This window comes from Chitinophaga pinensis (assembly GCF_007896845.1).
Lineage (GTDB): Bacteria > Bacteroidota > Bacteroidia > Chitinophagales > Chitinophagaceae > Chitinophaga > Chitinophaga pinensis_C.
In genome coordinates, this window is record NZ_VOHS01000004.1 from 23,883 (window position 1) to 36,024 (window position 12,142).

A 12,142-nucleotide genomic window follows, 5' to 3' on the forward strand; every position below is an offset into this window, starting at 1 on the left:
GTTGCGGGCATACGTCTGAAAATATACTTTTGACTCAGGTTTAAACTTATTACGATATAAAATTTTTTTTCTCTGCATTACTAGCATTGATTAGCCCCAAAGAAAAAAGACACCGCCTGGTGTCTTTTTTGCTTTTATAATGTTTTGTGGGATGCTGTATTTATTCAAATGTAGCCGCCACTTCTTCCATTTTGTCTTCCAGATTATAAAAAGATAAGAGTCTTCTGATAACAGCTTCAACCATAGCATCAGGGCAGGAGGCGCCACTCGTCAGCATAATGGTTACCTGCTCTTTCGCCGGCAGAAAAGCCTGACTGTGCAGTTCCTGTTTGTGATGGAAGTCCCAGTGATGTACTTCTTCGGCGCTGACCAGTTTCTCTTCAGAAGAAATAAAGTATGTAGGCAATTTTACTTCGCAGAGTTCTACCAGATGAGAAGTATTGGAACTATTATAACCGCCCACAACAATAGCCAGATCCGCAGATTCTTCCAGCAGACCGGTAACGGCGCTCTGGTTATCATTGGTGGCATAACAGAGGGTATCGCGGGTATCAGCAAAGCGTTCATTGACATTGGAAGCATCAAGGCTGTATCTGTCCATGATCACATTTTTGATATAGTCAGCGATCGCCTGCGTTTCTGTGGCCAGCATAGTAGTCTGATTGACAACACCTACACGCTGCAGATCGTTGATCACATCAAAACCCTGGGAGTATTGTCCTTTAAAGAGGGCATAAAACTCTTCAGGGCTTTTCTCTCCTGTGATAAAGGTGGCCAGTAACTGCGCCTCTTTTATATCCTTTACAACTACCGTAGGTGTATTGCTGCGGCTATGAGAGAAGGTCGCACGGGTTTCCTCATGACCGGGTTTCCCATGAACAATCACACTATAAGACTGTTTTCCGATCTGTTCTGCCTTATTCCACACTCTTTCCACAAAAGGGCAGGTGGTATTGTATTGCAGGGGAGCGATACCTAATGAACGCAGTTTCTCCTCTATTTCCAGTGTCGTACCGAAGGCCGGGATGATCACGATATCTTCAGGCGTCAGGGATTCCCATGGCACCAGCTGTTTGCCGGCTGTGTCCATGATGAATTGCACCCCTTTTTCCAGCAGATCGTTATTAACATGAGGATTGTGGATCATTTCACTAAGCAGGAAGATCCTTTTGTCAGGATTGGCTTCTACTGTCTTAAAAGCAATCTCGATGGCATTTTCCACTCCGTAGCAGAAACCGAAGTGACGGGCCAGTAATATCTTCAACGGACCGAAATCCAGTACGGTTGGCGTAAAATCCTTTTTCATGCGATCCTGCTGTTTACGACGGTTTTTGATCGCCGTGATCAGCGGACTGCGATATATAATAGGAACGTTAAATGTTTTCATCTGGCGGCAAAGTTACATATTTTGAATGGCTGACAGGCAGGGCCAGCTATTCCTGACTCATTTTCTTTAACCAGGCTCTTTCTTCAGGACTGAGGCTTTCAATGCCGTTGTCATTGATTTTGTCGAGGAGCTGGTCCAGCCGGAGTTGTTTGTTTTCTTCCATACCAGGCTTTACCAATTTGAGCGGTGATTTCTTAGGTTTGAAAGAGCGGCGTCTGGCAGTCGCGGTACGCGCCGGCCGGTTAAAGAGCCAGATTAATGGCTGTCCCAGGTCAGTGCCGTTATTGAGAAACTGTATATAAATAAAGCCAAACAGGGCGCCACCCATATGTGCGGTAATGCCACCTATATTTCCCTGCGTCAGGGATACGAGATCTAATATGATCACGATGATAGCCAGCCATTTTAACCGGATGGTACCAATCAGTAACAAACCGATCTCATAGTTAGGCAGTTTGGTGGCACAGGCGATCAGGATGGCCATAACAGAAGCCGAAGCCCCGATCATGGGTACGTTGGCGCCACCGAATATCAGGTTGTAGACCAGTAGATAGGCTACACCACCTGCGATACCTCCCAGCAGGTAAAGTGGCAGTACACGCTGGTTGCCCAGAAAAGATCTGAAGATATTCCCGAACCAGTAAAGGTTCAGCATATTAAATAGAATATGCAGGAATTCGAAATGTGTAAACATGTAAGTGATCAATCCCCATGGCTTTCTCAGGAAAGCGAATACATTTGAATGTATGGATAGATTGTCAGCAATAAAAAGGGAAATGAAACCGGTCGATGGAGCTATTTTGCCGATCAGGTACACAATTCCCACGACGAGGAAAACAATAACATTCCAGAAAAGAAGAAGATTAATTGTGTTTCCCTGTCTAAGCCAGTAGCGAATATCAGCGCTAAATGAGGTCCCGTTCATACTTGAAAATTAGTACAAAATCTGCAATCGTATATCGATTTAACAGTACATTTTTTTTCCCGGAATGGCGCTAAGGAGGCACTGGGATGGAAGAGGCTGGAAGTGTGTTAAACATGTGAAAAGTCATGATTTTTTTATGAATATTAATTATCTTTGCCGTCCAACTTAAACTTCCGGGCCCTAAAAATCCGGAGGGAATTAACAAAAGGAGGAACCAAATTTTGGCAGAAAACAACATTTCTAACGAACAAAACGCTGAACAACAGGCACCTGCAGCAGCAGCTCAGGAAACAGCGACAACAAATGCGCCAGTTGTGGCTACTGCTCACGATGATTTCGATTGGAGCGTAGACAAACGTAATGTATCTTCTTATAACAAAGAAGAGAAAGCGAAGTACGATGAGACGTACGACAACACTTTCAAAGTGATCGAAGAAAACGGCCTGCTCACTGGTACTGTAGTTGGTTTAACCAAAACAGACGTAGTGATCAACATCGGTTTCAAATCTGACGGTCTGATTTCACTGAACGAATTCCGTGATCTGCAGGGTCTGAAAGTAGGAGACGAAGTTGAAGTACTGGTTGTTGAAAAAGAAGACCGTGATGGTAACCTGCACCTGAGCCGTAAACAAGCTCGTCAACAGCGTGCATGGGAAAAAATCGTGGAAGTTTACAAAACCGGCGAAGTGGTTACTGGTACTGTTACCAGCAAAACCAAAGGCGGCTTGATCGTAGACGTTTATGGTATGGAAACATTCCTGCCAGGTTCTCAGATCGATGTTAAGCCTGTTACAGACTACGACCAGTTTGTAAGCAAAACAATGGAATTCAAAGTGGTTAAGGTTAACGAAGCCATCAGAAATGCCGTTGTTTCTCACAAAGCGCTTATCGAAAGCGATATCGAACAGCAGAGAGTGGATATTATCTCCAAACTGGAAAAAGGCCAGGTATTGGAAGGTACTATCAAAAATATCACCGATTTCGGCGCATTCATCGACCTTGGTGGTCTGGATGGTCTGCTGTACATCACCGACATCAGCTGGGGCCGTATCTCTCATCCAAGCGAAGTACTCCAGATGGATCAGAAGATCAATGTGGTTGTACTGGACTTCGACGACGAGAAAAAACGTATCAGCCTTGGTTACAAACAACTCACTCCGCACCCATGGGATACCCTGCCTGCACACATCACTGAAGGTGCGCGCGTAAAAGGTAAGGTAGTGAACATCGAAGATTACGGTGCATTCCTGGAAATTCTGCCTGGCGTAGAAGGTCTGGTACACGTATCTGAGATCTCCTGGGCTTCTACTCCTATCAATGCTAAAGAATTCTTCAAATTAGGCGAAGAATACGAAGCAGTGGTAGTGACACTGAGCAAAGAAGAGCGTAAGATGAGCCTGTCTATCAAGCAACTGACAGAAGATCCTTGGGCTACTATCGAAACTAAATTCCCTCTGGACAGCCGTCACAAAGGTATCGTGAAGAACATCACTCCTTATGGCGTATTCGTTGAGCTGGAAACTGGTATCGGTGGTATGATCCATATCTCTGACCTGAGCTGGATCAAACGCTTCAACCACCCAAGTGAGTACACTAAAGTGGGTAGCGAGATCGAGGTAGTTATTCTGGGTATCGATAAAGATAACCGTAAACTGAGCCTGGGTCACAAACAGATCGAAGAAGATCCTTGGAACACTTTCGAAACTATCTTCCCGATTGGATCCGTTCATGAAGGTACCGTAGTGAAGAAAGACGAAAAAGGTGCTACAGTTCAGCTGCAGTACGGTCTGGAAGCATACGCTCCTGCACGTCACCTGCGCACTGAAGATGAGAAACCAATCAACGTTGAAGATGTGAAAGAATTCATGATCATTGAATTCGATCGTAGCGAAAAACGTATCCTGGTATCTCATACAAGAGTGTGGGAACAAGCGAAAAATGAGGAGAAAGAAGCAGTTGCCAAAGAAAGAAAAGCAGAAGCTGACAAAACTCGTAAAGCTGTGAAAACTATCCAGAACAAGGTAGAAAAAGCTACCCTGGGCGATCTGGGAGCTCTGGCTGAACTGAGAGAGAAGCTGAAGCAGAACGAAGGCGACGAGAAAAAAGGTGAATAAGCTTTTTTAGGTTGTTGAAATACATGAAGGGTGTTCCGAAAGGAGCACCCTTCTTTTTTTTGTTGATGGTTGAGCTGTTTGATTGTCAGAGGCTGGTCTGACTATAGTCTGACTATACTTAACCTACGATAATGCTACGTTTTTAACGTAGCATTATCGTAGGTTAAGTATACTATAAGCCTTATTGAATGTTGAATTGAGGGGAAGGAGTGTGAGAGAAGTATGGCAAATGTATTGTTTTATGCAGCAGCCCCTCAGCAGTAGTATAAAATAAAATCCCGGTAGCGTACAGCTTACCGGGACTTTATTTTATAACATATTAAGCATAATTGATGAGTCTGAAATGATCAGACCTCAATGCTTTATTTATAATTGTTTCAATATCTCATCATTGAAATCCAACAGGGAGTTCAGCTGTATATCCGCCAGTGCATAACGCTTATTCTGACGGTTATGTGCTTCAGGCACCACTACCGTTTTCATGCGGGCAGCCTTGGCAGCTGTCATACCTGTTACAGAATCTTCAAATGCCACACATTCCAGTGGGGTACTCCCCAGCTTTTTAGCACAGGTGAGGTATACTGCCGGGTGCGGTTTGCCATGTGATTCAAACTCCGCCGAGGAAATCGCCTGAAAACGATCCCTGATACCCATATGGTCAACCGCTGATTCGATCAGACGCAGGGGAGAAGAAGAAGCCAGCCCTATTTTGAAGTTCTTTTTGGTGAAATAGTCAAGGATATATTCCAATCCCTCCATAGCTTCACCTTCAGCGAGTATTTTTGCAATCACCGCATCAATGATCTCGTTAGTTACCTGATCATTGTTTTTACCCTCCCATTTGAAATAGTTATGCCAGTAATCCACCACTTCAGCCGTACGAAGGCCGGTAGTGTGGCTGGCCAGTTCCATGGTCAGGTCAACGCCTACAGTCGCGAAAACCTCTCTCATCGCTCTGCCCCAAAGTGGCTCGGAGTCAATCAGCAACCCATCCATGTCAAAAATCACCGTGTTTATCATGTGCTTTTCATTTGTTCTGCGCCGCAAAGATACAACAGCCGGAGCGATTATACTAAGAGGCCGCCATTTGAACCGCTGTAATTGAGCATTAAGCAGGAAGATTGGCCGACTTAATTAAAGTAGCCTGCGTTGCCGTTTTCAGATTCCTGATGCGTAATTGGCGCGAAGCAGATAAATAATAGTTATCCGCTATAATCAGCGGTTATGACTCCTATCACAGCGAAGGGACCGCTATCCTATACACAGCGTACCATACAGGCTTTTTTAGTGTGTAAGAGATAGCGGAAGTAAGGTCCGAACCTCCTATGTGAAGGGCCCAAAATACTTTTGGAATTCTCACCTATATTTCTAACTTTGTAATAGTCTACTAAAGTAATGGGGAATATAGGAGACGCTCGTGGAGGCTTAGATGTATAAGGAGAATGATCAATCAAAAGAATCAAACAAAATATACAAAGCCTCCGTCATATTACACGGAGGCTTTTTACTTTATATCTGATAAGGAACAATAACATTTTAATCTCTGATAATTTACCACCAAGAAAATATTACTTATGCAAAGCTTCAGAACAGAACTGGAAAATCCTGTCGTTGAGAGAGATATTATAGAGCTGGAGAAGAAGATCCGTTTATTCCGCGAAGGACAGATCCCTGAGGAAAAGTTTCGTAGCCTGCGTCTGGCGAGGGGTATTTATGGCCAGCGTCAGCCTGGTGTACAGATGATCCGTATCAAATTACCTTATGGTAAAATGACCCTGGAACAATGGAAACGTATCTCTGATGTGTCTGACGAATATTCAACCGGTAATCTCCACCTAACTACCCGTCAGGACGTTCAGATCCACTTCGTTAGTCTGGACAGAACACCGGAATTATGGAGCAAACTCGATCTTGATGATATCACTATCCGTGAGGCATGTGGTAACACCGTTCGTAATATTACCGCTTCTGACAGAGCGGGTATCGATCCGCAGGAGCCATTTGATGTGACGCCATACGCGGATGCTACCTTCCGTTATTTCCTGCGTAATCCTATCTGTCAGGACATGGGGCGTAAGATAAAAATGTCATTTTCCAGCAGCGATGCAGATACTGCGTGGTCATTCATGCACGACATGGGAGCGATTCCAAAAGTACGTATCGTAAATGGTGAGGAGGTCCGCGGCTTCAAAGTGCTGGTAGGTGGTGGTCTTGGTGCACAGCCTTATCTCGCACATGTAGCACACGAATTTCTGGAAGCTGATCAGCTGATCCCATATATTGAATCCGTACTGCGCGTATTTGACCGTCATGGTGAAAGAGCCAGCCGTCATAAAGCACGTATGAAGTTTCTGGTCCAGAAACTGGGATTTGAAGAGTTTTCCAGACTGGTAGCGGAAGAACGTATTGCTAACAAGGTGCAATCTTATCCTATTGATGCAGCAGCATGGCCTGAAACGGAATTACCTGCAGCAGATGCAATTTTACCTGCTTATACCGTAAAGGATGCGAAGAAATATGAAGCATGGAAAGCGACCAACGCCTTCCGTCAGCGTCAGGCTGATTACTATGCTGCTTATGTACGTGTACCATTGGGTAATATCAGCTCAGTGATCTCCCGTCAACTGGTAGAAGCACTCAGACCAGTCGTTGCCAATGATGTAAGGGTAACTGCGAATCAGGGTTTATTACTCAAATATATCCAGCCGGCACACCTGCCTTACGTATTCAGCGTACTGGAAACAGCCGGTTTCGCAGAACCCGGCTTCGACAGCATCGCAGATATTACAGCCTGCCCGGGTACAGATACCTGTAACCTCGCTATTTCCAGCAGCACTGGTATCTCTACAGCACTGGAACTGGTAATTGCAGAAGAATTCCCGGATCTGGTATATAATAAAGATATTAAGATCAAGATCAGTGGTTGTATGAACTCCTGCGGACAGCACGGTATCGCTTCCATTGGTTTCCATGGTTCTTCTCTGAAGAGCGGTGGTAAAGTACTGCCTGCCCTTCAGGTACTGCTGGGTGGTGGTATTGTAGGTGATGGTGTTGGCCGCGTAGCGGATAAAGTAATCAAAGTGCCCAGCAAACGTGGTCCGGATGTACTGCGTGCCCTGCTGAGAAATTACGAAGCCAATGCACAACAACACGAGAAATTCAATGAATACTACGACCGTCAGGGTGAAAAATACTTCTACGACCTCCTGAAACCATTGACCGATCTGGGTACTCTGGAAGATGAAGACTTCGTAGACTGGGGTCAGGGCGATAAGTTTGCAACCGCCATTGGTGTGGGCGAATGTGCCAGCGTAGTAATTGATCTGGTAGCGACCCTGCTGTTTGAAGGCGAGGAGAAACTGCAATCAGGTAAAATAGCACTGGATGAAAAACAGTATGCGGATGGTATCTATCATTCCTACTCTACATTCGTTCAGACGGCAAAGGCACTGTTACTGGGTGAAGGCGTAAGCTGCAATACCCAGACCGGTATCATCAATGACTTCGATAAACACTTTGTAGAAACAGGCAAATGGCCGCTGGATGGCAGCTTCAAAACGCTGGTATTGCAGATCAATCAGAACGAACCTTCTGAAAGCTTTGCAAAACAATACTATCAGCAGGCAGAAGACTTCTACAAGCAGGCACATGCCTTCAGAAATCAGACAGCAGCAGTTACTGCCCAGTAATCCACTGCGGTTATCAACTCTTAAATGTACACTATGCAGACTATTCATCCGAAATTGACACTGGTAGGCGCGGGGCCCGGCGATCCGGAGCTGATCACCGTAAAAGGTCTGAAAGCAATACAACAGGCCAGAGTGATACTCTATGATGCGCTTTCTAATAATGAATTGCTGGAACATGCTTCCTGCAATTGTCTGAAGCGTTTTGTAGGTAAACGTGCAGGTATGCATATGTACTCACAGGAGGAGATCAACCGCATGATCGTAAAATACGCACTGACTTATGGTAGTGTCGTACGTTTGAAAGGCGGAGACTCTTTTGTATTCGGTCGTGGTCAGGAAGAACTGACTTTTGCCCAGCAATTCAACATCGATACAGAAGTCATTCCAGGTGTCACCAGCGCGATCTCTGTTCCGGGCATTAACAAAATACCGGTTACCGCCCGTAACGTGAGTGAAGGATTCTGGGTCCTGACAGGTACCACACAGCGTGGGAGCTTATCCCGTGACCTGGCTTATGCTGTCCAGGCAGATACTACCGTGGTAGTACTCATGGGGATGGGCAAACTGGATGAGATCTCAGCAGCATATGTGGCACAGGGGAAAGGAAATGTACCCGCCGCCATCATTCAGAATGGTACCATGCCTGATCAGAAGATTGGCATTGGTAACGTAGCCGATCTGCAGGAAATTGCCCTGCGTGATAATCTGCGTAATCCGGCTATCATTGTGGTAGGAGAGGTGGTACGATTCCACGAAGCCTTCCAGACAGTACAGGAAAAGATCGCAGAACAACTGAAAATTGCAGTTTAAGTTTAATATATTACATATGACGGACTACAACTGCCGCCCGGCATTGTAGTCCGTCGTTGTGTAACCAGTAATCGGATCATTATGGAAGAAAATCATCTTTTCCCGGTATTTTTCAAGTTGAACCAGTTGCACGTGCTGGTAGTCGGAGGTGGAAACATTGGTCACGAAAAGGTAAATGCCCTGCTGGAGAACTGTCCATCGGCATATATCACCGTCGTGGCGATTGACTTTCAACCCGAATTGATCAGGTTAGTGAAGGATGCGCCTAACGTGGAACTGATCCGGAAGCCATTCTCCTGTGGAGATATGCTTGGAAAGGATCTGGCGATTGCTGCTACTGCTGACCGTGAACTGAACCAGTATGTCTGGGAGAAAGCCAAAAGCAGCCGGGTACTGATCAATGTGGCAGATACGCCGGAATTGTGTGACTTCTACTTAGGGTCCATTGTACAGAAAGGACAACTCAAAATAGCCATATCGACTAACGGTAAATCCCCGACCGTAGCAAAACGCCTCAAAGAAGTATTACAGGAAGTAATTCCCCCTTCTATCAATGATGTACTGGATAAATTACAGGTCATCCGTGACAGGATCAAAGGTGATTTTACAGAAAAAGTAAAACAGCTGAACCGGATTACGGACGTATTGGTAAGAAAAGACTAGACAGCCCCTTTATAGCTTTATTTATATGCTATTTAATTCTATATGTGTATTTACGACCATATCCCTCTGATGGTCGTTTATATCTGTTTTGTTTCAGTTAAAATAATACTGCCTTTCAAAGGGTTTCGGCTCCTTTTAAGCACTTATATATAATATTAGTAATAAAAATATATATGTGTTTTAGAGCAAATAGCTTTAAAATATCAATCATGATTCCTAATTTTATAACGAAATCATGATAGATGATTGTATTATTTCAAAATTTGAATCGGATAATAAACAGATTGTATTTTTTATAATATATCATCTCCGGCGGTATGAGGATAGCTTCAAGAAATAGATTTGGCAGACTTGTCATAAAAAGGGTTTGGTACAATAACACAGGAACTACGCTTAAACAACATATTTCCATCGCAAGATCAAATCAGACAGTAAAAGATTTAAAACCAGCCAATGGAATAGTACTATCCTATGATTTCCCGGCTAATAACAGCACCGGACGCTGAAAATTAGCCGTATACCGAAGAAGTCACAACTTTAAAAATCAATCAGCGGTCAAAGGCGGGGTGATTCCCTTAGTCCCCTGCCTTGAGCCGCGCCAATTAAAAATATTCCCGCTTCCCTGAAGTATATACCTTATGGCACGAGGCCCAAAAGGGGCCTCGCTAAGGTATTCTCCCGGGAAAGCAAAAGGTCTTTCCAGTTTTATCAACCAGATCAACCGGATCAATCAGATCAACCATATTTATCAACCAGAATCTATACCGCTTAATTGCGATTATGTCGATTGCCCCCTTTTCCAAGGGGTCAATATTTTTCTCCCCACCCTTATTAGAAGGAAAAACGGAGAAGATCTTAGTGAAGCAAGGTCCCTGGACAATTCTACAATTGCATGCCGGAATCCCGGGAAGGAGAAACAACTTCTCCTTTTCTTCGTTTTTCTTGTTATTGTTAGCCCTGACGTATATTTGGCGTTATGAGTCAACACACCGCTGAAGCAAATCTGCTGATTACCACTACTGAACAATTTGTCAAAAAAGAGCTGGCCGACGCCGAAGGCGGACATGACTGGTGGCATATTTACCGGGTCTGGAAACTGGCGCGTAAGATTGCTGCCGGGGAACAGGTGGATATGCTGGTGGTGGAACTCAGTGCTTTACTGCATGATATCGCCGATTCCAAATTCCATGGCGGAGATGAAAGTATTGGTCCCCGTAAAGCCAGAGCATTCCTCGAATCGGCAGGGGCGCCGGAAGCGACAATTCAACATGTGGTGGATATCATAGTGAATATCTCATTCAAAGGCGGGCATAATAGTGGTGCATTCTATTCTCCTGAACTGGGAGTGGTACAGGATGCGGACCGTCTGGATGCCATCGGGGCTATCGGTATCGCCAGAACTTTTAACTATGGTGGCTTTAAAAACCGGGCACTCTATGATCCTGCTATCCCGCCGGATCTGCACATGACCAAAGAACAGTATAAAAACAGTACTGCCCCTACTATCAATCACTTTTATGAGAAGCTGCTATTGCTGAAAGACAGGATGAATACGGCCACCGGTCGCCAGCTGGCGCAAGAAAGACATGCGTTTATGGAGACTTTTCTGGAGAAGTTCTATCAGGAATGGGAAGGGGAAAGCTGAGTAAATAATGGAAAAACAAGGGCGTCCATCAGATAATGGACGCCCTTGTTGTCTGGTGTAAAAAGTTTCAGACAATAGTATGTTTGAAAGCACTAACTATCTGATTCTTAATTTCAATTAAAGAAACAGCGCTCTCAGTTCTTCCGCATCCTGCGGCTTCATCTTACCACTCAGGATCAGCCTCAGCTGACGTCTGCGCATAGCGCCTTCATATAGTTGCTTTTCTTCTTCTGTATCCGGAATGATCTGCGGCACCGGTCTGGATTTACCATTAGGATCCAGAGCCACGAAAGTCATGAACGCTTCGTTGGATTTATAACGGTATTGCTGTACCGGATCTTCTCCCCACACACGCAGGTGCACTTCCATAGAAGTGGAAAAGGCCCTGCTTACTTTAGCCTCAATATGTACTACGTTGCCCAGCTTAATAGGCGTTTCGAAAGAAATGTTATCTACAGAGGCAGTTACAACGGGAGCACTACAATGTTTCATGGTGGCAAGGGCACCCGCTATGTCCATCCAGTACATAAGGCGGCCCCCCATCAGGTTACCGAAAGTGTTGGTGTCATTTGGCAGTACCAGTTCCGTCATCTGGATCACCGAGTCCTGCGCACGCTTGGGCGTTAATGTCATATGCTGATTTATTACGGGCGCAAATTAGCAAGAAGTTTGCTGACGGACGCAATAAATGCCTGCAGCTTACAAGGATTTCCTCAAGGATAAATTTATAAGGCTAAAAAAACGTTATAACCATCTTGTGCTTAAGTTGTTATATGTATGACGATGACTAAATGTGAAAAAGCTGTTTGGGAGCACTTTAAATTTGTCTTAACTTTGCATGACCTTCGGAAGTTATTTTTACTTGACTGGTTACATCAAAAGTCGTCCGGCACTTCTCTTTAGGTCAAG

General features: G+C 44.7%; 9 protein-coding genes. 5 read left to right on the forward strand and 4 right to left on the reverse strand.

The window, feature by feature from the left end:
* Window positions 1–160: 160 nt before the first annotated feature.
* On the reverse strand, window positions 161–1,387 hold the full coding sequence (locus tag FEF09_RS05060; RefSeq protein WP_146304111.1) for a 4-hydroxy-3-methylbut-2-enyl diphosphate reductase: 1,227 nt from the start codon (window positions 1,385–1,387) through the stop codon (window positions 161–163).
* Window positions 1,388–1,433: 46 nt separating this feature from the next.
* Window positions 1,434–2,213: a rhomboid family protein gene (locus FEF09_RS05065; RefSeq protein WP_222596922.1), complete on the reverse strand. Its 780-nt coding sequence runs from the start codon at window positions 2,211–2,213 to the stop codon at window positions 1,434–1,436.
* Window positions 2,214–2,533: 320 nt separating this feature from the next.
* Here FEF09_RS05065 and rpsA point away from each other — a divergent pair, with 320 nt between their 5' ends.
* Window positions 2,534–4,426: a 30S ribosomal protein S1 gene (gene rpsA / locus FEF09_RS05070; protein WP_146304113.1), complete on the forward strand. Its 1,893-nt coding sequence runs from the start codon at window positions 2,534–2,536 to the stop codon at window positions 4,424–4,426.
* 366 nt (window positions 4,427–4,792) lie between these two features.
* Here rpsA and hxpB read toward each other — a convergent pair whose 3' ends face one another.
* Window positions 4,793–5,446, reverse strand: a complete 654-nt coding sequence (hxpB, locus tag FEF09_RS05075; protein WP_146304114.1) for a hexitol phosphatase HxpB — start codon at window positions 5,444–5,446, stop codon at window positions 4,793–4,795.
* A 554-nt stretch (window positions 5,447–6,000) separates the two neighbouring features.
* On the opposite strand from hxpB, the gene FEF09_RS05080 reads away from it, so the two are divergent.
* From FEF09_RS05080 to FEF09_RS05095, 4 genes are all read left to right on the forward strand, one after another.
* A complete protein-coding gene (locus FEF09_RS05080; protein WP_146304115.1) occupies window positions 6,001–8,115 on the forward strand; it encodes a HEPN domain-containing protein in 2,115 nt (704 codons plus the stop codon).
* 33 nt (window positions 8,116–8,148) lie between these two features.
* The gene (gene cobA, locus FEF09_RS05085; RefSeq protein WP_146304116.1) at window positions 8,149–8,925 is read left to right on the forward strand and encodes a uroporphyrinogen-III C-methyltransferase; all 777 of its coding nucleotides are present in this window, start codon (window positions 8,149–8,151) and stop codon (window positions 8,923–8,925) included.
* A gap of 81 nt (window positions 8,926–9,006) precedes the next feature.
* A complete protein-coding gene (locus FEF09_RS05090) occupies window positions 9,007–9,588 on the forward strand; it encodes a bifunctional precorrin-2 dehydrogenase/sirohydrochlorin ferrochelatase (RefSeq protein WP_146304117.1) in 582 nt (193 codons plus the stop codon).
* A gap of 976 nt (window positions 9,589–10,564) precedes the next feature.
* The gene (locus FEF09_RS05095) at window positions 10,565–11,233 is read left to right on the forward strand and encodes an HD domain-containing protein (protein WP_146304118.1); all 669 of its coding nucleotides are present in this window, start codon (window positions 10,565–10,567) and stop codon (window positions 11,231–11,233) included.
* Between the two features lie 117 nt (window positions 11,234–11,350).
* Here FEF09_RS05095 and FEF09_RS05100 read toward each other — a convergent pair whose 3' ends face one another.
* Window positions 11,351–11,866, reverse strand: a complete 516-nt coding sequence (locus FEF09_RS05100) for an acyl-CoA thioesterase (RefSeq protein WP_146304119.1) — start codon at window positions 11,864–11,866, stop codon at window positions 11,351–11,353.
* Window positions 11,867–12,142 lie beyond the last annotated feature (276 nt).

Excerpts from the sequence above, each read along its gene's own strand:
- FEF09_RS05060 (WP_146304111.1), bottom strand. The coding sequence starts at position 1,387 with ATGAAAACATTTAACGTTCCTATTATATATCGCAGTCCGCTGATCACG.
- hxpB (WP_146304114.1), bottom strand. The coding sequence starts at position 5,446 with ATGATAAACACGGTGATTTTTGACATGGATGGGTTGCTGATTGACTCC.
- FEF09_RS05080 (WP_146304115.1), top strand. The coding sequence starts at position 6,001 with ATGCAAAGCTTCAGAACAGAACTGGAAAATCCTGTCGTTGAGAGAGAT.
- cobA (WP_146304116.1), top strand. The coding sequence starts at position 8,149 with ATGCAGACTATTCATCCGAAATTGACACTGGTAGGCGCGGGGCCCGGC.
- FEF09_RS05090 (WP_146304117.1), top strand. The coding sequence starts at position 9,007 with ATGGAAGAAAATCATCTTTTCCCGGTATTTTTCAAGTTGAACCAGTTG.
- FEF09_RS05095 (WP_146304118.1), top strand. The coding sequence starts at position 10,565 with ATGAGTCAACACACCGCTGAAGCAAATCTGCTGATTACCACTACTGAA.
- FEF09_RS05100 (WP_146304119.1), bottom strand. The coding sequence starts at position 11,866 with ATGACATTAACGCCCAAGCGTGCGCAGGACTCGGTGATCCAGATGACG.